21 protein-coding genes are annotated in these 20,292 nt (G+C 65.0%); 14 read left to right on the top strand and 7 right to left on the bottom strand.

Annotation, left to right across the window (positions count from 1 at the left end; all coding sequences use genetic code 11):
- Positions 1 to 5: 5 nt before the first annotated feature.
- Entirely contained in the window at positions 6 to 236 is a 231-nt protein-coding gene (locus MET49242_RS09105; RefSeq protein WP_036282468.1) for a hypothetical protein, read from the bottom strand.
- A 106-nt stretch (positions 237 to 342) separates the two neighbouring features.
- Here MET49242_RS09105 and MET49242_RS09100 point away from each other — a divergent pair, with 106 nt between their 5' ends.
- The 7 genes from MET49242_RS09100 to MET49242_RS09070 all read left to right on the top strand — a co-directional run bounded on the left by MET49242_RS09100 (position 343) and on the right by MET49242_RS09070 (position 9,340).
- Positions 343 to 1,434 carry a lysine-2,3-aminomutase-like protein gene (locus MET49242_RS09100; RefSeq protein WP_051134095.1) on the top strand — a complete coding sequence of 364 codons (1,092 nt, stop codon included), beginning with the start codon at positions 343 to 345 and terminating at the stop codon, positions 1,432 to 1,434.
- Positions 1,435 to 1,501: 67 nt separating this feature from the next.
- A complete protein-coding gene (locus MET49242_RS09095; protein WP_051134094.1) occupies positions 1,502 to 4,201 on the top strand; it encodes a DUF3772 domain-containing protein in 2,700 nt (899 codons plus the stop codon).
- A 53-nt stretch (positions 4,202 to 4,254) separates the two neighbouring features.
- Positions 4,255 to 4,458: a YgaP-like transmembrane domain gene (locus MET49242_RS09090; protein ID WP_036282466.1), complete on the top strand. Its 204-nt coding sequence runs from the start codon at positions 4,255 to 4,257 to the stop codon at positions 4,456 to 4,458.
- Between the two features lie 57 nt (positions 4,459 to 4,515).
- Positions 4,516 to 5,934: a glutamate--tRNA ligase gene (gene gltX, locus MET49242_RS09085; protein WP_036282464.1), complete on the top strand. Its 1,419-nt coding sequence runs from the start codon at positions 4,516 to 4,518 to the stop codon at positions 5,932 to 5,934.
- 251 nt (positions 5,935 to 6,185) lie between these two features.
- A complete protein-coding gene (locus tag MET49242_RS09080) occupies positions 6,186 to 7,472 on the top strand; it encodes a citrate synthase (RefSeq protein WP_370634986.1) in 1,287 nt (428 codons plus the stop codon).
- 94 nt (positions 7,473 to 7,566) lie between these two features.
- Positions 7,567 to 9,054 (top strand): YcjX family protein, encoded by a 1,488-nt coding sequence (locus MET49242_RS09075; RefSeq protein WP_036282462.1) that lies wholly within the window; start codon positions 7,567 to 7,569, stop codon positions 9,052 to 9,054.
- A gap of 67 nt (positions 9,055 to 9,121) precedes the next feature.
- The gene (locus tag MET49242_RS09070) at positions 9,122 to 9,340 is read left to right on the top strand and encodes a dodecin (RefSeq protein WP_036282460.1); all 219 of its coding nucleotides are present in this window, start codon (positions 9,122 to 9,124) and stop codon (positions 9,338 to 9,340) included.
- Between the two features lie 44 nt (positions 9,341 to 9,384).
- Here the strand turns inward: MET49242_RS09070 and MET49242_RS09065 are convergent, their stop codons facing one another.
- Complete coding sequence (locus MET49242_RS09065; protein ID WP_051134093.1) at positions 9,385 to 9,765, bottom strand: hypothetical protein; 381 nt, start codon at positions 9,763 to 9,765, stop codon at positions 9,385 to 9,387.
- A 228-nt stretch (positions 9,766 to 9,993) separates the two neighbouring features.
- Between MET49242_RS09065 and rplS the strand changes: the two genes are divergently transcribed.
- Entirely contained in the window at positions 9,994 to 10,380 is a 387-nt protein-coding gene (gene rplS, locus MET49242_RS09060) for a 50S ribosomal protein L19 (RefSeq protein ID WP_036282458.1), read from the top strand.
- Positions 10,381 to 10,450: 70 nt separating this feature from the next.
- Here rplS and MET49242_RS09055 read toward each other — a convergent pair whose 3' ends face one another.
- Both MET49242_RS09055 and MET49242_RS09050 read right to left on the bottom strand, forming a co-directional pair.
- Positions 10,451 to 10,858 carry a glyoxalase/bleomycin resistance/extradiol dioxygenase family protein gene (locus MET49242_RS09055; RefSeq protein WP_036282456.1) on the bottom strand — a complete coding sequence of 136 codons (408 nt, stop codon included), beginning with the start codon at positions 10,856 to 10,858 and terminating at the stop codon, positions 10,451 to 10,453.
- On the bottom strand, positions 10,855 to 11,856 hold the full coding sequence (locus MET49242_RS09050) for a small ribosomal subunit Rsm22 family protein (protein WP_036282454.1): 1,002 nt from the start codon (positions 11,854 to 11,856) through the stop codon (positions 10,855 to 10,857). The genes MET49242_RS09055 and MET49242_RS09050 overlap by 4 nt, the downstream gene beginning before the upstream one ends.
- A gap of 115 nt (positions 11,857 to 11,971) precedes the next feature.
- Here MET49242_RS09050 and leuC point away from each other — a divergent pair, with 115 nt between their 5' ends.
- Positions 11,972 to 13,387, top strand: a complete 1,416-nt coding sequence (gene leuC, locus MET49242_RS09045; RefSeq protein WP_036282453.1) for a 3-isopropylmalate dehydratase large subunit — start codon at positions 11,972 to 11,974, stop codon at positions 13,385 to 13,387.
- Positions 13,388 to 13,395: 8 nt separating this feature from the next.
- Here leuC and MET49242_RS09040 read toward each other — a convergent pair whose 3' ends face one another.
- Positions 13,396 to 14,160 (bottom strand): GGDEF domain-containing protein, encoded by a 765-nt coding sequence (locus MET49242_RS09040; protein WP_051134092.1) that lies wholly within the window; start codon positions 14,158 to 14,160, stop codon positions 13,396 to 13,398.
- 134 nt (positions 14,161 to 14,294) lie between these two features.
- Here MET49242_RS09040 and MET49242_RS09035 point away from each other — a divergent pair, with 134 nt between their 5' ends.
- Both MET49242_RS09035 and MET49242_RS09030 read left to right on the top strand, forming a co-directional pair.
- Complete coding sequence (locus MET49242_RS09035) at positions 14,295 to 14,714, top strand: metallopeptidase family protein (RefSeq protein WP_036282450.1); 420 nt, start codon at positions 14,295 to 14,297, stop codon at positions 14,712 to 14,714.
- A gap of 115 nt (positions 14,715 to 14,829) precedes the next feature.
- Positions 14,830 to 15,771: a GDP-L-fucose synthase gene (locus tag MET49242_RS09030; protein ID WP_036287474.1), complete on the top strand. Its 942-nt coding sequence runs from the start codon at positions 14,830 to 14,832 to the stop codon at positions 15,769 to 15,771.
- Here MET49242_RS09030 and MET49242_RS09025 read toward each other — a convergent pair.
- Positions 15,768 to 16,298, bottom strand: coding sequence for a hypothetical protein (locus tag MET49242_RS09025; protein ID WP_144259538.1), 531 nt, complete (start codon positions 16,296 to 16,298; stop codon positions 15,768 to 15,770). The genes MET49242_RS09030 and MET49242_RS09025 overlap by 4 nt on opposite strands.
- Before the next feature lie 301 nt (positions 16,299 to 16,599).
- Complete coding sequence (locus MET49242_RS09020) at positions 16,600 to 17,199, bottom strand: DUF1190 domain-containing protein (protein ID WP_158497277.1); 600 nt, start codon at positions 17,197 to 17,199, stop codon at positions 16,600 to 16,602.
- A gap of 229 nt (positions 17,200 to 17,428) precedes the next feature.
- Between MET49242_RS09020 and MET49242_RS09015 the strand changes: the two genes are divergently transcribed.
- From MET49242_RS09015 to MET49242_RS09005, 3 genes are all read left to right on the top strand, one after another.
- Positions 17,429 to 18,031 carry a polysaccharide biosynthesis/export family protein gene (locus MET49242_RS09015; RefSeq protein WP_036282448.1) on the top strand — a complete coding sequence of 201 codons (603 nt, stop codon included), beginning with the start codon at positions 17,429 to 17,431 and terminating at the stop codon, positions 18,029 to 18,031.
- A 155-nt stretch (positions 18,032 to 18,186) separates the two neighbouring features.
- On the top strand, positions 18,187 to 19,686 hold the full coding sequence (locus MET49242_RS09010) for an outer membrane beta-barrel protein (protein WP_036282446.1): 1,500 nt from the start codon (positions 18,187 to 18,189) through the stop codon (positions 19,684 to 19,686).
- A gap of 17 nt (positions 19,687 to 19,703) precedes the next feature.
- The gene (locus MET49242_RS09005) at positions 19,704 to 20,216 is read left to right on the top strand and encodes a hypothetical protein (protein WP_144259537.1); all 513 of its coding nucleotides are present in this window, start codon (positions 19,704 to 19,706) and stop codon (positions 20,214 to 20,216) included.
- Positions 20,217 to 20,292 lie beyond the last annotated feature (76 nt).

Raw genomic sequence — 20,292 nt, 5'->3', positions numbered from 1 at the left:
GCGCTTCAGCGGAGAAAAATCGCGACGACTCCCGCACCCGCCGCAAAGCCGCACAGCCAGCCGAGCCCGAAGAACTCCACGAGCGTCGCGGGATTGAATGCCTTCGCGGCGTCCGCCGACCGCGCAGGCGCCGGTTCCGCCGTCTCGGCCGCCTTGAACTTGTTGAAGACCGGCGCAAACGGCAAATGCAGGTGAGGAATGTGGAAGTGGCCCGTTTCGGCGTATCTTGCGCGCATGGCGATTTCCTCGGTCCCTAGTAGTCTATTATTTCTATAGAGTAGTTACCTCTCGTCCCTTGTCAATAGGATTGCGAGGACGCTGCAAGGGACGTAATGCGGCCTCATGAATTTTCAACATGACGCGTCTGACTTGGCCGAGCCCGACCGCCCCAGGGTGAAAAAAGCTCTGCTGTCGCTGGACGATCTCGCCGCCGCGGCATTGCTCGCCCCCGGGCGCGCCCAGGCGCTGCGCGGCGTCGAGTCGCAATACAGCGTCGCCGTAACGCCGGACATGGCGGCGCTGATCGACGCCGCCGATCCGGCGGACCCGATCGCGCGGCAATTCCTGCCCGACGCGCGCGAACTCGTGACATTGCCGCAGGAGCTTGCCGATCCGATCGGCGACGACGCGCATAGCCCGGCCCCCGGGCTGGTTCATCGCTACCCCGACCGCGTCCTGCTGAAGCTGCTGACGGTCTGTCCCGTCTATTGCCGATTCTGTTTCCGTCGTGAGACTGTGGGACGCGGCAAGGGCGACGTGCTGTCGCCCGAGGCGACGGACGCGGCGCTGGATTATATCGCCGGACACCGGCAGATTTTCGAGGTCATCCTCACCGGCGGCGACCCGTTGTTGCTGTCAGGGCGCCGGCTGTCCGCCGTTGCGCGCCGTCTCGCGAAAATCCCGCACGTCGCCGTCCTGCGCGTCCATACCCGCGCGCCGACCGCCGCGCCGGACCTTGTGACGCAGGAGCGGCTGGACGCGCTGCGAGAGAGTGGCAAGGCTCTTTACGTGGCGCTGCACGTCAATCACTCGCGGGAACTCACGCCCGCGGCCCGAGCGGCGATCGCGCGCCTGCACGAGGCCGGCGCAACGCTCCTCTCGCAGACGGTCCTGCTGAAAGGCGTCAACGACGACGCTGACACGCTCGAACGGCTCATGCGCGATCTCGTCGCCTTGCGGGTCAAGCCATACTACCTTCATCATCCCGACCTCGCGCCGGGCACGAGCCATTTCCGGCTGAGCCTCGACGCCGGCTTGCGGGTTCACTCGGAGCTGACCCGCCGCGTCACGGGCGTTGCGGTTCCGCGCTACGTGCTTGACATCCCCGGCGGCTTCGGAAAGGCGCCGGTTTCGGACGCGGAAACCGATGGGGAGGGCGGCTGGAGGATCGCCGATCGCTCCGGGCGGGTGCATCTCTATCGCGACGACCCCTAAGATCGCCCCAAGATTGACGCGATTCGCACGCTTTCTCTTGGCTTCGCGCCCATGGAGACGATACCGCTTGCGTAAATTCACGCTTCTTCTCGCCTTGTGCCTTGTGGCGTTTGCGCCCGCGCTTTCGCGCGGCGATGAAGCGCCGGCGACGATCGACCAGATCAATCAGCGGCTCGACCGTACCCGCGCGACGCTCGATGAGGCGCAAAAAAGCCTTGAAGATCAGAGCCTTTCTGACGGCGCGCTACGGCTTCTGCGTGATCGTATGGACCCGCTGCGGCATGAGCTCGAGGATACGATCGACAAGCTGACGCCGCGGCTTGCCGCAGTTGACGCGCGCCTGAAAGAACTCGCGCCGCCCGAAGCGGCGAAGCCGGCCGAGCCCGAAAAGGCCGCCCCCGCGCCGCCGCCGGCGCCGGTCGCGCCCGCGAAACCCGTTCCCCTGCCGCCGGTAAAGCCCACGGCTGCGAAACCGGACGCCAAAGCCGCAGCGCCCGCGCCGCCCGGGAAGCCGGACAGGGCGACACAGCAACCCCCGCCCGTCTCGGAGCCGGCCCCCGCTTCCGCAGAAGAGAGCGTCAGCGCGGAGCTGGTCGAGCAGCGAAAGCTACACGACGCCACCGAAGCCACGCTCAAGCGCGCCCGGGCGTTGCTTCTCGAGGTCAAGCAGGTCACGGTCACGATCGTCGCGCGCCAGCGCGCGCTCTTCGCCAAGACGCTGTTTCTGCGCACAAGCGGCCTGTTCTCGCCGGACCTGTGGCGCGTGGCGCTGGCCGATGCGCCCAGCGCAATCAGCGCAGGAGCCAGTTTCCTGAGTGACCGCGGCGAGAATTTCCTGAGCCGGGTCGAAGGCCGACGTTCGGAATTTCTTGCGGTCGTGCTGGTGATCTTGCTGGCGTTGCCGCCAGCGCTCATCCTCGCCCGGCGCGTGCTCGCCCGAAACAATTTCGGAACCCAGCCGACAAGAATGCGGCGCGCCGCCTCCGCCGGCTGGACGGCGCTGGTTGCGGCCGCAGTGCCGCTTGCCGCCGCCGCGGCCCTGGGCCTCGCGCTCGACGCCTTCGATCTGCTCGATTCGACGCTCGAACCGGTCTGGCGGCGTATTTTCGAGGCGATTGCGCGAGTCTCCTTTGTCTATGGCATCGCGCGCGCGGTCTTTGCGCCCGGTCATCCCGAATGGCGGGTGGTCGATCCGGGCGACCGTCTCGCGCGGCTTTTCGTGCGGCTTCTCACCGCCGCGGCCGTCGTTTTGTCGATCACGCGACTTCTGGAGCAGGTCGAGGAGACCGTGCAGGCGAGTCTGCCCGTCGTCATCGTCACGCGCGGCGTCGGCGTCATGATCATAGCGGGGCTGTTCGCGCGCGCGCTAATCGCCTTGCCGTCGCACGAGGCCGTGGCGGACGAGGGCGCGCTCGCGACCGCGCACGGGCGCGACTGGCTCGCGGTCACGCGATTTCTCGGCTCGATCGTTCTGCTGGTGATCATTGGCGCCTGCGGCGCGGGTTACGTGACCTTCGCCAATTTCGTGATTCTCCAGACGGGCTGGATGGCGGCTGTCGTCTTCCTTCTTTACGTCGTGGTTGCGCTGGCGGGCGGCGGCGTGGAAGCGGCCTTCTCGCCTGACGGCATACTCGGACACGCTCTCATGGGCGGTCTCGGCCTGCGTCGCGAGCAGCTCGCGCCGATCGGCGTCCTGCTCTCCGGCGCCGTGACGATCGTCGCCTATGTGGGCGCGGCGCTCGTCGCCATCGCCCCGCTGGGCTACCAGTCGAACGACTTTTTCGCCAATGTCCGTTCGGCCTTCTTCTCCTTCAGGATCGGCGACGTCACCGTCTCGCCCTATGGCGCGATCACGTCGACGCTGATCTTCGCGCTCGTCCTCGCGGCGACGCAGGGGCTGCGCCAGTGGCTGGACACGCGCCTGCTGCCGCTGACGCGACTCGATGTCGGCTTGCGCAGTTCGATCAGCGCGACGCTGGGATATACGGGCTTCATCCTCGCCGCCGGGCTGGCGATGTCGAATCTTGGCCTCGGTTTCGAGAAGCTCGCGATCGTCGCGGGCGCGCTTTCCGTGGGCATCGGTTTCGGCCTTCAGTCGATCGTCGGCAATTTCGTCTCCGGCCTGATTCTGCTGTGGGAGCGGGCCATTCGCGTCGGCGACTGGGTCGTGCTCGGCGATGAGCAAGGTTATGTGAGGCGGATCAATGTGCGTTCGACGGAGATCGAGACCTTCGACCGCGCGACGATGATCGTGCCCAACTCCAACCTCGTCACCGGCGTGGTGAAGAACTGGCTGCGGGGCGACAAGGTCGGGCGGATCAAGGTTGCAATCTCGCCCCATTCGGGCGTCGACCCCGAGCAGCTGCGCGACATCATGCTCGCCTGCGCGAAGGCGCAGGAGGGCGTCCTGCGCATCCCCGCGCCGCAGGTGATGTTCCTCGGCATGGAGGCCTCGACCTTCAAGTTCGAGCTGTGGTGTTACGTCGAGGATGTGGAGAAATCCTCGCGCGTGCGCAGCGACCTGCATTTCGATCTGCACCAGCGGCTCAAGGCGGCGGGGATCAGCATCGCCGCTTCCGCGTCGACGCCGGCTCCCACGATTTTGCAGATCCCCGAACTCGACAAGCTCGCGGCCGCCGCCGCCGTCAGCGCATTGGCGATAGAGGCGGGCGTCGGGCAGGAGACGGAGAAGAAGGAAGCGTCCGCCGAGGCGCAGACCGGGAACGAGAAATCCTCCGAAGAGGCGCGGGAGGAGAAGGTCGCGTGAAGCGGCCTTTTTTCCGCGCTCTCGCGTCTCTACCTTCGACGCAGGAGGAAACCATGCACGTAACCGGATGGCGGCGCGCGCCGCGTCTCATCGCCGCTTTCGCGCTCATGCTCCTTGCGGTCTTCTACTTCGGCGAGACGCCTCTGGGCTGGGCGACCGCCGCGCTCGGCGTCGCGGTGTTCATTTCCGGCTCGGCGGGATTGTGCCTTGCCTGCGCCTTGAGAGGTTGCCGGGTGCGCCTGCCGTCGGGTGGGTGAAAATTCCGGAAGCGCGTGTTAGAGGGGCTGCCTCGACCCCCTCCAACCACGGCCCCCATGTCTCAAGTCGTCACGCGATTCGCTCCTTCCCCCACCGGCTTCCTGCATATCGGCGGGGCGAGAACCGCCCTGTTCAACTGGCTTTACGCCAGGCGCCATGGCGGGCGCATGATGCTGCGAATCGAGGACACCGACCGGGAGCGCTCCACGCAGGCGGCGATCGACGCCATCATCGACGGAATGAAGTGGCTCGGCCTCGATTGGGACGGCGACATCGTCTATCAATATTCACGCGCCGCGCGGCATCGCGAGGTGGCGGAGGAACTGCTGGCGAGGGGCAAGGCCTATCGCTGCTACGCCTCCGCGCAGGAGTTGGAGGAGATGCGCGAGAAAGCGCGCGCCGAGAAGCGCCCGCCGCGCTACGACGGCCGCTGGCGCGACCGCGATCCTTCCCAGGCGCCCGCCGGCGTCGCGCCGGTGATCCGGCTGAAGTCGCCGCTCGACGGCGAGACGGTCATCGAGGACGCCGTGCAGGGTCGCGTCGTGTTCCCCAACAAGGACATCGACGATTTCGTGCTGCTGCGCTCCGACGGCAATCCGACCTATATGCTCGCCGTCGTCGTGGACGACCACGACATGGGCGTGACGCAGATCATCCGCGGCGACGACCATCTCACCAACGCCGCGCGCCAGAAGCACATCTATGAAGCGATGGGTTGGGAGACGCCGGCCTTCGCGCATATTCCGCTGATTCACGGGCCGGACGGCGCCAAGCTCTCCAAGCGCCATGGCGCGCTCGGCGTCGACGCCTATCGCGCCATGGGTTATCTGCCGGCGGCGCTGCGCAACTATCTCGTGCGGCTGGGCTGGAGCCAGGGCGACAAGGAATTCTTTTCGCTGCCGGAGATGATCGAGGCTTTCGATCTCTCCCAGGTTCATCGCTCGCCCGCGCGTTTCGATTACGCCAAGCTCGAAAACATGAACGGGCATTATCTGCGCGACTCGAACGATGACGAATTGTTCGAGACGCTGGTGGCGACGCTTCCTTATCTCGAAGGCGGCGAGGCGGTCGCGGGGGCGCTCGACGACAGGAAGCGCGCGCAACTGCGCGCCGCGCTGCCGGGACTGAAGGCGCGCGCCAAGACGCTCAACGAACTCGTCGACGGCGCCGCCTTCCTTTTCGTGCAGCGTCCCTTGCCGCTCGACGAAAAGGCGCAGAAGCTTCTCTCCGCCGACGCGCGTGCGCGGCTCGCGGCGCTCGGGCCAAAGCTTGCGGCGCTCCCCGACTGGACGGCTGCGGCGATGGAGGGCGTCGTGCGCGATCTGTCCGTCGAACTCGGGGTCAAGCTCGGCGACCTCGCCCAGCCGCTGCGCGCAGCGCTCACCGGCCGCTCGACCTCGCCGGGAATCTTCGACGTGCTCGAAATTCTTGGACGCGAGGAAAGCCTCGGCCGGATCGCCGATCAGAGCGTCTGACGGGGCGCCTCGAAAAGCGGCTTTCGGCGAGCCGGAGCCGCCTTTCCTGCGGGCGTTCCGCAGCGCTTTGCAGCTTGACAGCGCTTATGGCTGCTATAGTTTTTGCACTGCACAACCCGGCGTCCTGCCGACAGAAAATGTGCGTTATTCGAGGCCTGCCGACGAGTTGACGCAGTTCTTGCGTAGCGTCGCCGCGCGCCGTGACGAACATGAGTCGCGTTTCGCGCGAAAGGCTGATGAGAGGGGTCGCAATGGCCGAGAAAAAGGGTTCCTTCGCCATCGAGGGCAAAACCATCGATCTTCCCGTAATGGAGGGCACGATGGGGCCGGCCGTCGTGGACATTCGCCATCTCTATTCAGAGACCGAAATGTTCACCTTCGACCCCGGATTCACTTCGACGGCCTCCTGCGAATCGAAGATCACTTTCATCGACGGCGACGCCGGCGTGCTGCTCTACCGCGGCTATCCGATCGATCAGCTCGCCGAGCATGGCGACTTTCTGGAAACCTGCTATCTGCTGCTCTACGGCGAACTGCCATCGGCGGCGGAGAAGGCGAATTTCGATTATCGCATCACGCGCCACACCATGGTGCATGAGCAGATGGCGCGGTTCTTCCAGGGCTTCCGTCGTGACGCGCATCCGATGGCTGTGATGGTCGCCTCGGTCGGCGCGCTCTCGGCCTTCTATCACGACTCGACGAACATCGTTGATCCCGTGCAGCGCATGGTCGCCTCGACGCGCATGATCGCGAAGATCCCGACGCTCGCGGCCATGGCCTACAAATATTCGATCGGCCAGCCTTTCGTTTATCCCAAGAACGATCTCGACTATACGTCGAATTTCCTGCGCATGTGCTTTGCGGTGCCCTGCGAGGAATACAAGGTCAATCCCGTGCTTTCCCGCGCGCTCGACCGCATCTTCATCCTGCACGCGGACCATGAGCAGAACGCGTCGACGTCGACCGTCCGTCTGTCGGGCTCCTCGGGCGCCAATCCCTTCGCCTGCATCGCGGCCGGCATCGCCTCGCTGTGGGGGCCGGCGCATGGCGGCGCCAATGAGGCCGTGCTGAAAATGCTGGCGGAGATCGGCACGCCGGAGCGGATTCCGCAGTTCATCGCCCGCGCGAAGGACAAGAACGATCCGTTCCGCCTGATGGGCTTCGGCCATCGCGTCTACAAGAACTACGATCCGCGCGCGAAGATCATGCAGCGCACGACGCGCGAAGTGCTGAACGAACTCGGCGTGAAGGACGATCTTCTCGACGTCGCGCTGGAACTGGAGCGCATCGCCCTTTCGGACGAATATTTCATCGAGAAGAAGCTTTATCCCAATATCGACTTCTACTCGGGGATAACGCTCAAGGCGATGAACTTCCCGGTATCGATGTTCACCGTGCTCTTTGCGGTCGCGCGCACGGTCGGCTGGATTGCGCAGTGGAAGGAGATGATCGAGGATTCCGGCTCCAAGATCGGCCGTCCGCGCCAGCTCTACACGGGCGAGAAGCGTCGGGACTACGTGCCGATGTCGAAGCGGTAAACTGTCGCGCGGGCGGCGTCCTCCCCTTCCGCTCTCCCAAAACTGCGGCTCATGGATTAGATGAGGATCGATCTCGTCTGGTCCGGGAGCTCTTGTGTCGCAATTCTCCGATCTCTGGTTCGAAACGCGGGTCGCCGCGGAAAGCTTCGCGGATTTCGTGGCCGGGGGGCGCTTGCGGCTTGGCGTGACCGGCCTGTCGCGCGCGGGCAAGACGGTCTTCATCACCGCGCTGGTGCACAATCTCACCCGCGCGGTCGCCGCGGGCCGCAAGGCGCAGCTGCCCGTCTTTCGCGCGTTGACGGAGGGGCGGATCAGCGCCGCGCATCTCGATCCGCAGCCCGACTACAGCGTCCCGCGATTCGCCTATGAGGAGCATCTTCGCGCGCTCACCGGGCCCGACCGGCACTGGCCGCAATCGACGCGGCGCATCTCCGAACTCCGGGTCACGCTGGAATATACGGCCAAGTCCTGGTCGTTGCGGAACATGGCGCAGAACAATACGCGGCTCGACATCGACATCGTCGATTATCCCGGCGAGTGGCTGCTCGACCTGCCGCTGCTCGGCAAGACCTTCGCGCAATGGTCGCGCGAGACCTTGGAGGCGGCGAGCGTGGCGGCGCGCGCGCCGATTGCGGCCGACTGGCGCGGCGCGACGGCGATGGCCGATCCGAAGGCGCGCTATTCCGAGGAAACAGCCCAAAATCTGGCGCGGCTTTTCACCAATTACCTGCGCCTCGCCAAGACGGAACGGTACGCGCTCTCCACGTTGCCGCCCGGCCGTTTTCTGATGCCCGGCGATCTCGAAGGCTCGCCGGCGCTCACCTTCGCGCCGCTGCCGGTCGAGGAGGGGCAGGACCTTCCCTATCGCAGCCTCGGCCGCGAGATGGAGCGCCGCTACGAGGCCTACAAGGCGCATGTCGTTCGGCCCTTCTTTCGCGACCATTTTGCGCGACTCGACCGGCAGATCGTGCTGGTGGACGCGCTGGCGGCGCTCAACTCCGGCCCCGCCGCCGTGCGCGACCTGGAAACCGCGCTGACCGACGTGCTGATGGCCTTCCGCACCGGGCGCTCGAATCTGTTCTCGACGATCTTCCGTCCGAAAATCGACCGCATCCTCTTCGCCGCGACAAAGGCCGACCACCTTCACCACACGAGCCACGACCGGCTCGAAGGCGTGCTGCGGCATCTCACGGGACGGGCGATCACGCGCGCGGAAGGCGTCGGCGCCAAGATCGACGTGATCGCGCTCGCAGCCGTGCGCGCCACCCGAGAGGCCATGGTGCGCCACGAGGGCGAGCAGCTTTCCGCGATCGTCGGCACGCCGATCAAGGGCGAGCGCATCGGCGATGAGGTTTTCGACGGGGTGGAGGAGGGCGCGATCTTCCCCGGCGAACTGCCCGAGGACCCCGGCAAGGTCTTCCGCGGCGACGCGTTGGGGCTCGGAGACGAGGATGCGGATTTCCGCTTTCTGAAATTCCGTCCGCCGATCGCCTCGCTGGGGCAGGACAAGCTGGCCCTGCCGCTTCCGCATATCCGGCTCGACCGTGCGATGGAGTTCCTGTTCGGCGACCGGCTCAGCTGAGGCGCGAGATGACGCGGCCGCGCGCCGCGCTACCTATCGAGGGTAATCCTGGTTCGGGAGCGCCCCCATGCAAAACCATGTCTACAAGGTCGTGGAACTCGTCGGCTCGTCGCCGGACAGCGTCGAGGACGCTATCTCCGCCGCAATCCAGCGCGCCGGAGAATCGTTGCGAAACATGCGGTGGTTCGAGGTCGCGCAGATCCGGGGCGGTTTGGAAAAGGGCGCAGTCAGCCACTATCAGGTCGTGCTGAAGGTCGGCTTTACGCTCGATCGGGAGGATGAATAGCGTAAGGGAAGGGGAGCGCCCGCGCGCGCTCCGCTTCTGTGCGGTCACGACATCATGCCGCGAATCCTGCCGGCCTCGCCGCCGGCGTCGGACCACAGGCGCGTTCCCGCCTCCCAGAAATGCTGGACGTCGGCCATGGCGCGCCGGGCGTCTTCCGTCGCCATCTCGATGTGTTTTACGGTCCACTGCTGATAGGCGTCAGCGGCGTCCGAAACGGAGCGCGCCGCCGTCAACTTGCCGGTGAACTCGAGAGCGAGCGACGCTTCACTCTGGTAGCGATCGAGCCACTGCTTGTTAGACTCCTGAAAACGATCCCACAATTGCCGATAATTGTCGCTGAAGCCTTCCTCGCCTCGCGCCCCTGCGGAGTCACTCGATCTGTCTGGCCCCGCGCGCCTGTCCCGTGCCTCATCCTGACTGGTCATGCCTTCGTCCCTCCTTGATTTGGGGTGGTCAGCCGCTTCCCCGGGCGACAGATAGGGCGTTCCGGCGATTTGACGCCCTCGGCGGCGAAATTTCCGCAGGCGACATAAGGCCGCGGTCTCGACATTCGGCCGCGCGTCCTGTATGGGAGGCGCGCCTCAACTAAAACAGCGTTCCGAAACGCTCGTCGGCCCGCAAGGCTACAGACGAAACGGCAGGAGTTTACAACGATGAACATTATCGAGCAGCTCGAGGCCGAGCAGGCCGCCAGGCTCGTCGAAGGCAAGACGATCCCCGATTTCCGCCCCGGCGACACGGTGATCGTGAACGTCAAGGTCAAGGAAGGCGACCGCTCGCGCGTCCAGGCCTATGAAGGCGTCGTGATCGCCCGCAACGGCGGCGGTCTCAACGAGTCCTTCACTGTCCGCAAGATTTCCTATGGCGAGGGCGTCGAGCGCGTCTTCCCGATCCATGGGCCGCTGATCGATTCGATCAAGGTCGTCCGCCGCGGCAAGGTCCGCCGCGCCAAGCTCTATTACCTGCGCGATCGTCGCGGCAAGTCGGCCCGTATCGCCGAGCGCGTCGACACCAAGCCTAAGGCTGCGGCCGCCAAGTAAGAGCTTCGTCTCTGCGTATTTCGAGCCGCCCGGCGCCGAGAGGCTCCGGGCGGTTTCGCTTTGGGGCCGGTCACTTCTCCAGCTGGCCGTTCAGGATCCAGCGGTGGCCGAAGGGGTCGCGCAGGCTCGCGTAGCGCGTACCCCAGAAAGAGTTCGTCGGCTGCGTCTCGATCTTGGCGCCGAGCTTTGCGGCGCGGTCGCAAGTCTCGTCGACTTCCTTGGCCGTATCGTATTCGAGGCTGACCGAAACGGTGGCCTGATCGCCGGGCATGGGAACGCGGGTCTGTCCGAATTCGGGAAAAAAGTCGGCTAGCATCACCGAGCCGCCATTGATGAGCAATTCACAATGGGCGATGCGCAGGCCGTCGACCGACGGCATGAGCGCGCGCTGCTTGGCGCCGAAGGCCCCCGTGTAGAAGGCGATGGCGGCGGCGGCCGGACTGACGGTGAGATAAGGCGCGACCTTCGGGCGATTCATCCATTATCCTCCGGCAGGGCGTCGATCGGATCGCCCCAGTTCTTTTTGCGAACCCTTTCATATCGAGCCTTATCGCGCTTGGGCGTGAAAGTCTCGCGTATTCCATTGCGCCCGCATACCCTTGTCGAAATTCCCGGCTTGCCGGCGCGCGGCGGCGCGATCAAGCGCGCGGGCGCCGGCGCGCCCGTCCTGCCGGCGATCAGCCAGGAGAATTTCTCGTCCTCGAAGGGCGCGTCGGCGCCTTTCAGCAATTTATGGTCCCGGGAGCGCGGAAGGCGCACCGAAAAATGGCACCAGTCCGGCGCCTGAAGGGGGCAGGGGGCGGCGTGGGGGCAGGGGGCGAGAATCGTCGCGCCGAGTTCGATCAGCCGGGCGCGGACGCCCATCAGCCGCGCATGATCGCGCGGCGTTCCCGGCTCGACGATGACGAGCGCGCCGCGTGTGCGGCCCCAAAGCGCCGCTGCGATGCGGGGTAAATCGGCGTCCGGCAGCTCGGTGAGCGCATAGGCGACGGCGACGAGGTCATGAGCTGACGCCGCCTCGGACAGGCGGGCGATGTCGGCCTCGGCGACGCGGGCCGTTGCGACCTGAACCGGGCCGCTCTCTGCTGCAAGCGCCGCAGCCAGCGCAAGAAAGGCGCGGCTGCGGTCGAGCATCTCGACGCTCTCGATCTCCGGCCAGACCTGCGTTGCCGCATAGGAGGCCGCGCCCAGCCCGCAACCGACGTCGAGGAGGCTCTGCGGCGCAAAAGCCGGCTGCTCCTTTTGCAGCCGCCCCAGCGCCGTGACGACGGCGGCGTAGGTCGCAGGCATGCGGGTGAGCGCATAGGCGAGCGCGTCGGTCACGTCGCGGATGGCGTCGGCCGTGGGCTTTCGGGCGCGATAGCTCTCGGAAAGCCGTTGCGCGCTCTCGGCGAGCGCCCCTCGCGGCCGGCGCTCGAGCTGAGCCGAAATAGCGGCGGCCAAACCCGCGGGCAGGGCGGGCGACGGCCCGCTCAACGCGGCCTCGCGGCGGGGGAGGGGCGCAAACTCTCTTCCATGGGGCTTGCGTTACGGTTAGAAGACCATCAATTCAAGGGCCAGGCCGCTCAGGCGGCAAGAGGAACAGGAAGACATGTCCAATTCGACCGGGCCGCGCACGCTGTATGACAAGATCTGGGACGACCATGTCGTCGACCGCCAGGATGACGGCGCCTGCCTGCTCTACATCGACCGCCATCTCGTGCATGAAGTGACGAGTCCGCAGGCGTTCGAAGGGCTGCGCATGTCGGGCCGCAAGGTCCGCGCGCCGGGAAAGACGCTCGCCGTCGTCGACCACAATGTGCCGACCACCGACCGCTCCCTGCCGATCGAGGACCCGGAGAGCAAGGCGCAGGTCGAACAGCTGGCGATCAACGCGAAGGAATTCGGCGTCGAATATTACAATGAGCATGACCGCCGTCAGGGCGTCGTGCATATCGTCGGACCGGAGCAGGGCTTCACGCTGCCCGGCATGACCATCGTTTGCGGCGACAGCCACACCTCGACGCATGGCGCCTTCGGCGCGCTGGCGCATGGCATCGGCACGTCGGAGGTCGAGCACGTCCTCGCCACCCAGACACTGATCCAGAAGAAAGCCAAGAACATGCTGGTGCAGGTCGACGGCAAGCTCGCCGACGGCGCCACCGCCAAGGATATTATCCTGGCCATCATCGGCGAGATCGGCACCGCTGGCGGCACCGGCTACGTCATCGAATATGCGGGCGAAGCGATCCGCGACCTTTCCATGGAAGGCCGCATGACCGTCTGCAACATGTCGATCGAAGCCGGCGCCCGCGCCGGCCTCATCGCGCCGGACGAAAAGACTTTCGCCTATATCAAGGACCGCCCGAAGGCGCCAAAGGGCGAGGCCTTCGACATGGCGCGCAAATATTGGGAGACGCTCTTCACCGACGAAGGCGCGCATTACGACAAGGTCATCAGGCTCGACGCTTCGAAGCTCCCGCCGATCGTGACCTGGGGCACCTCGCCGGAGGACGTGGCGACGATCGACGGAACGGTGCCGACCCCGGATAGCGCCAAAACCCCGCAAAAGCGCGCCGCCATCGAGCGCGCGCTCGAATATATGGGCCTCAAGGGCGGGGAGAAGATGACGGACATCGAGATCGACCGCGTCTTCATCGGCTCTTGCACCAATGGCCGCATCGAGGATCTTCGCGCCGCGGCGAAGATGGTCGAGGGCAAGAAGGTCGCCGATCGCGTCAACGCCATGGTGGTGCCGGGCTCGGGCCTCGTGAAGGAGCAGGCCGAGGCCGAGGGTCTGGACAAGATCTTCATCGCCGCGGGCTTCGAGTGGCGCGAGCCGGGCTGCTCCATGTGCCTTGCGATGAACCCGGACCGTCTGGCGCCGGGCGAGCGCTGCGCGTCGACCTCGAACCGCAATTTCGAGGGCCGCCAGGGCTTCAAGGGCCGCACTCATCTCGTGTCGCCCGCGATGGCGGCCGCGGCGGCGATCGCCGGCCGCTTCGTCGACGTGCGGAACTGGAAGTAAGGGGCCGCTCAGGCGGCCCTGCGAGACAGGCTGGCGCGCACGCGATTGCGGCCAGCCTCCTTTGCTGCGTAGAGCGACTGGTCGGCCCGGTTGAGCATCGCCTCCGGGGTCGCGTCGTCGACGTCGACAGCGGCGACGCCGATGCTCGTCGTGACCGGAATGCGGCGGTCGCCATGCAGAAAAATCGTCCGCTCGATCGCGGCGCGGAGATTTTCGGCGAGGATCATCGTTTCCTCGAGCGACAGGCCGACGATCAGCGCGCCGAGTTCGTCGCCGCCGAACCTGCCGACGGCGCAATCCCTCGTTCCCACAATCAGGCGCATGATGTCCGCCACCCGCGCGATGACCGCGTCGCCGGCTGCATGCCCGAAGGCGTCATTGATCGTCTTGAAGCGGTCGACGTCGGCCACGATTGCGCAGAATTTTCCGCTCTCGCGCCGTTCCGCAAAGTGGCGCGCGGCGAATTCGGCCAAGCCGCGCCGGTTCAGCGCCCCGCTCAGAGGATCGATGCGGGCGAGCCGCTCCAGCTCCTGACGCATCTCATGCAGTCGCAAGGCGGCGCTCGCGACGGTCCAGGTCATCCAGGGCGCGACCAGCAAGGGTATCCCGATGGCGGGGATCAGCGCCGGCCCCAAAGGCCAGCCGTTCATTCTGGCGAAGGCGGCCGTGACCAGCGCCGAGACGGAGACCGAGATCGCGGCGTAAAGAAGGACGAGCCGCAGCGCGTCGCGCCGCGTTCGCGGCTCCTTTACTCGCCAGATTGACGCAAACATGCCGAACTCCAGCCGGGAACGGCGACAGTGTCTCACAGCAAAGGCTTGGCTGAATGAAGATCAGGCGATTGTGCTTACCCGATTACTACCAGGCCGCGGTTTCGCGCGCCTGAACGCCGTGACATAGTCCTTAGATGTCGAAGACTCCCCCGGAATGGAAAGATCTTTCCGCCCCCTCGCTCGCCGACATGGAGGCGCTGGCGGACGCCGCCTTTGCGGCGCTGCCCAGCCGGTTCACCCGTCTTTGCGAGGGCCTCGTCATCCGGGTCGAGGATTTCCCGGACGACGAGACGCTCGACGACATGGATTGCGAGACGGAGTTCGACCTGCTCGGCCTGTTTCGCGGGCGCGGCCTCGCCCAGGGCGAGCATCTCTCCCAGACCGGCGACGAGCCCAACATGATCTGGCTCTATCGTCGGCCGATCCTGGATTACTGGGCCGGCAGCGAGAACACGCTCGCCGAGATCGTCACCCATGTCCTCGTCCACGAGATCGGCCATCATTTCGGCCTGTCGGACGAAGACATGGAGGAGATCGAGCGGCGGCCGGAGTAGTCGGCGCCCCCCGCTGAAGGGCTTGTCGACAATTGGCGTCAGGATCTGGCGCAATTGTCAAGCTGAAGGTATACATTGGTTCCTGAGCGGATTGCTTGGCTCTCAGGAACTTTTCATGAGCAACAGACGCATTTGGGTTGCGGGACATACGGGCATGGTTGGCTCGGCCGTTACGCGATATTTGCGCGCCCGCGGCGACGAGGTCATCACGGCCGGCCGCTCGGTCGTGGATCTGCGCAACCAGATCGGCGTCGAGGTCTGGCTGAAACAGAACCGGCCGGACGCCATCATCTTCGCCGCGGCAAAGGTCGGCGGAATCTACGCCAATGACGCTTTCCCCGCCGAATTTATTTATGACAATTTGGCGATTGCGACCAATGTCATCCATTCCGCCCATGCCGCGGACGTCGATCGCCTGGTGTTTCTCGGCTCATCCTGCATCTATCCGAAATTCGCGCCGCAGCCGATCCGAGAAGACTCGCTGCTGACCTCGCCGCTCGAACCGACGAATGAATGGTACGCGATCGCCAAGATCGCCGGTCTGAAACTCTGCCAGGCCTATCGCAAACAATACGGCCGCCGGTACATATCGGTCATGCCCTGCAACCTTTATGGCCCGAACGACAATTTCGACCTGACCACGAGCCATGTGCTGCCCGCGCTGCTCCGCAAGTTCCACGAGGCGAAGGTCCAGGGCCGTCGCGAGGCGGTCGTGTGGGGGTCGGGCGCGCCACTGCGCGAATTCCTCCACGTCGACGATCTCGCGCGCGGCGTGGTCTTTTGCCTCGATTCTTACGACGACTACGAGCACATCAATTGCGGCGCCGGATCCGATATTTCGATCGGCGATCTCGCCGGCGCCGTCGCGCGCGCGGTGGGATTTTCGGGCGACATCGTCTTCGATCGCACGAAGCCGGACGGCACGCCCAGAAAGCTGATGGATTCGAGCCGCATCCGGGCGCTGGGCTGGCGACCGGAAATATCGCTCGATGACGGGCTTGCCTCCACCTATCAGTGGTTTCTGGAGCACCGCGCGAGTAGCGCCGTCGCCGCCTAATCCGCCCGCGCGGTGGCGCGGCACAGGGGAACGCCGAGCGCCGCGAGCTGCGTGCCCGTCAGCGTATGGAAGTCCGGCGACGCCAGCCATGGCCTTACGACCGCGCGCACGCGGGGCGGATACATGGAAAGCAGCGTGGCGTTGCCCGTGGCGCTGATGGCTCGCCATGGATTTCCGTCCGCCAGTTCCGCCGACCGATCTGACGCACCATGGAACCACAGCACCGCATCCGGCATGACGCAAGTTCCCCTGTGCCCCAGCCACATGGTGCAGGCGGACATGCAGTCGCCCGCGATGGCGTAAGGCTGGCCCGCCTGTGCCACGACGCGCTCCATGTAGTCGCCAATGCGACCGCCGCGATCCATCGGCCGGAAGAAATCGAAAGCCTGCGCCGGAATGGAAGCGACCAGCGCTGCTACGGCAGCCGCGCCGACCAACGCCCCCAGAACCAGGGGGCGCGCCGACGATCTATTTTTTCTTGGCCTTGCAGCAAGTATCCAGCCTGTTTCCGAAGTAATCGAACACATAACTCCACTCCGAGAACCCATGTTGACAAACAACGTCAACATTTATCCCGGAGACGCTAGAACTCGTTCGCTTATTTATCGTTACTGACGCCGCCGCACGCCAATGTATTGTATGTATACGAAGGCGCGAAGCTGGAGTGTAGCTTGCAGAGCTGTCAGATCAGCTCATGAACGGGTCGATTTTACCCGGTCGCTCTCAAGTAATGTTGCCAATCAACTTTGGCGGCGGGCGCAGCCGATCACGGCCCGGCTGCGGCTGCCGCTCCGGAGCGCGACTAGCCTGTGGATGCGGAGAAGGAGGTCAGCGCCTGTTGGGGGGAGCGAGGACGCAGCCCGTGCTGGGATCGCCCTTGTCCGTGGGCTCGAGCACCGCGGCGCAATCGAAATTCGGGTCGACCGGCGGGCGGGGCGGTAACGGCCCCCGCATGCCTTCGGCTGTCGGAACGCCGAAGGCGCCGGATTGTCCGCCGCCCGCCGGCGCGACGGGGCCGGTTTGCTCTCGCGCTGAGCGGGGATTGATCGACGCGTCTCGGCGCAGGGCGCTGCGTGGCGAGAAGTTCATGCCGGCGTTGGTGGGAACCACGGTCACGTCATGTTCCGACTTGACCGTGATCCGGAACCCCTGGCGGCGCGGCGAGAAGAAGATCGCATTTTTGCGCCCCGCCCATCCGTCGGCGCCGCGAAAGCCGAGAGAGCAGGAGCCGTAACTCCTCTCGCAAATGTCGCGCGAGGCAAAGCGGGGCGCCTTTTCATCGAATTCGGCCGCCGAATTCATGTCGGCGAAATTGCAGACCTCGGCGGGAAGTTTTCCGGCCGACGCGCAGTTCTGCGCGGAAAAATAACTCGTTGCGCCGCGCGTCATGTCTGCATCCACCGGGAACGCGCCCAGGCTAGCCGCCATGGCGATCGCCATTCGCCAAAAGCCGGCGCTCCCGCCGGTGGAGACGACCGGGCGAGGCCGCCGGGCGGCGATATGGAAAACAAAGGTGTTCCGGCGGTTCATACCTTGTTCAGAGCTTTAGCTTATCTGTTCGCGGCGCGTTAATGTTGACGTTCACCGATGGGTCTTATATCCCAACGGTAGCCTAAAGCTATACAGTTCTCGGCCGACGCGCACCAAGGTGCATTCCATGCTGTTGACCAGAAATTCACTCACGCCGCTCCGCGCTCTTTTCATTTTCCTGTTGCTGCTTTCGTCGGCCGGCTGCGACAGCGGCGCGTCGCTCGGGCCCGTGTCGCTGGAGGACCGGGAGGCGCTGATCAAGTCTTCCGCATCCTCGCCGGTCCTTCAGCCGGGCGAAAAGATCAAGGTCACCGTCTTCGGTGAGGACCGTCTTTCAGGCGAATATGAAATCGACCCGGCGGGCATGGTTTCCCTGCCTCTCGCCGGCACGGTCAAGGCGGCCGGCCTGACCAAGCCGGATCTCGAAAGGGAGCTCGCCAAGAAGTTTCGCGGCGAATATTTGCGCAATCCGAAAGTGACTGTCGACGTCGCAAGCTTCCGTCCCTTCTATATTCTCGGGGAGGTCGGGAAGCCGGGCGAGTATCCCTACAAGAGCGGGCTGAATGTGATGAGCGCCATCGCGCTCGCCGGCGGCTCGACCTATCGCGCCAGCCGCTCGAATGTTCTCATCCAGCACATCGGCGACAACGGCTTTCGGGAATACCCGCTCTCGCCGACGATTCCGGTGCTTCCCGGCGATCTCATCCGGCTCCCGGAGCGCTATTTCTGACGGCGCGCCTAACTGTGGCGCTAGCGCCACACTCTTAAATGTTTATTGACCGCGTTCCTTGACTCGGAAAGGTTGTCCTTGCATTGAATTGTCAAGCTTTAGTATGAATTGAATGTATACACTGCTTTTTCAGACGTGCGTGTGTTGGGGGCGTGATGAAGCTTTCGCAGCTAAATATTTGCACGGGCGCCCTTTTTTCCACTGTCGGCGTCCTTCTCGTCATGCCCACCGTCGCCGCCGAGGAGGCGGCTGCGCCTGCCGCGACCTTTGGCGCGCCCTCGGCGGCCACGCAGGCGGCGCTGGGCGTCTCGGCGGGCCCCAGCCCCGCCCAGGGCGTCGCGATGGCCGGCTGGATGTTCTACCCGTCGTTCATGGCTGGCGCGGTGTTCAACGACAATATCTATCAGCGGCCGTTCGATCGCGTCGCGGGCGTTGGCGTTCGGCTGCGCCCCGCGCTGGATGCGCGGCTCGACAACGGCATACACAAGACCAACGCCTATCTGATGGCCGACGTCCAGATCTATCCGGGCCTGGGAGAATCATACCGCTTCCTGCCGCGCCCGCTCGTCGACGCGCGGCCGACCAACGTCACCGGCCGCGCCGGCTTTGCCCACAATTGGGAGCCGATGGCGGATTTGTCGTTCCAAGTCATGGCGGATTACACGCGCCAGAACGGCGTCTTCGGCTCCAACTTCGGCGTCGGCTCGGGCGGCGCCAATCTCCTCAGCGCCAATACGATTTCGGCTGCCCAGCAGTATACGAACCAGTATTCGGCCTATGTCTCGGTGGAAAAGAAGTTCGCCGGCCGCTGGTTCCTGCGCGGGACAACGGGCGCGCAATATATCACCTACGACAGTCGTCCGAGTGATCCCTGGTGGTATGCGCCCTTCGGCGGCGCCAATTTCGCCAATCGGTCGCTGAATGGCCTCAATTACACAGGTTCGATTCGCGGCGGCATGTGGGTCACGCCGCAGCTTTACGCCTTCGTCGAACCCGGCGCCGATCTGCGCTTCTACCAGAACTCCTGGGCGGACACGAATGGTTACCGCGTCGTCGGCGGCCTCGGTTCCGACATGATCAGCCTGTTCCGCGGCGAGATCTACGGCGGCTATCAGAGCCAGACCAGTGCGCGCGGCCATTTTGGAACGACGTCGCGGCCGGCGTTTGGCGCCCGCATCTTCTATTATCCGACGCCCTACATCACCCTGACCGCGAGCGTCGATCAGACGCTGTCGTCCGCGGCCCAGCAGCCGACCGCGACGGGGTTTGGCGTTCCCTTGTCGACGGCTGCGCTGCCCTGGACCTCGGCCGCGGCCAGCAAGACCCTGCAGGCGCGCGTGCAAGGCGATTACGCGCTGTCGCAATATTGGTCGGCCTATGTGCGCGGCGGCTATGGCGAGACGCAGTTTTCAAATCCCTGGAACAAGCAAAATGCTTGGACAACGGGGGTCGGTCTGAACTATAATTTCTGGCGGAATATTTCTGCGACGATCGAATACCAGTTTTCGCGCACCTTCTCCACGAATCCGTGGGGCTTCTTTGGCTGGAATACGCCAATATTTGCGTATAGTTGGCCTGCCGCCATGCTTCTGGCCGGCAAGCCGTCCGGGTTCGCCCAGAATATCGTGTCGGCCGGCCTGACCTATCGTTATTGACCAATCGGGGTGAAATGATGAGCAGAGCAGCAGTTTCCTTCCTCCTCGCGGCGCTCATGCTCCCGGGCGCGACCGCCGTCGACGCGAAGCCCGCGCCCCGGCAGCAACAGGCGACGAATTCCTGCGACGCAGCGCCGCCGGCGAGCCTCAAGGACCTGCTCCACGCCAATCCCAATGGCGGCGACGCGCTCTCAGCGGCGATCGCCGACGCCGTAAGGGGCGACGCCTCCGCAGCCGCGGCTGTCATTGCCCTGGCGAAAATGGCGAACCCTGAACAGAAGGCGGCCATCGCCATCGGCCTCGTTCGCGCGTTGCAAGGCGCCGATCCCGACAAGGCGCGGGTAATCAAGGCCGCGCTGGGATGTTCGGACCCTGTGACCGGCGCGATGGTGGCGTCTCTGCAAAACCAGAACTACGCCGAAGCCGGCGGGTCGAATGGCGGCTCGACATTCTTCTCCCCCGGGGGCGGGGGCTTTGGCCCGGGCGGCGCCTTGGGCGGCGGCGGCGGAATCTTCGTCAGTCCGAATTGAGCGCCGTCTTGGACCCGTGTCGAGTCGATCTTGAATGTTTGACGCCCGTCGCAGACGCTGCGCCATCTCTTTTGCC

This window comes from Methylocystis sp. ATCC 49242 (assembly GCF_000188155.2).
GTDB lineage: Bacteria > Pseudomonadota > Alphaproteobacteria > Rhizobiales > Beijerinckiaceae > Methylocystis.
Note: the sequence above shows the minus strand (reverse complement) of the source record. Positions and strands in the feature narration are given on the sequence as shown.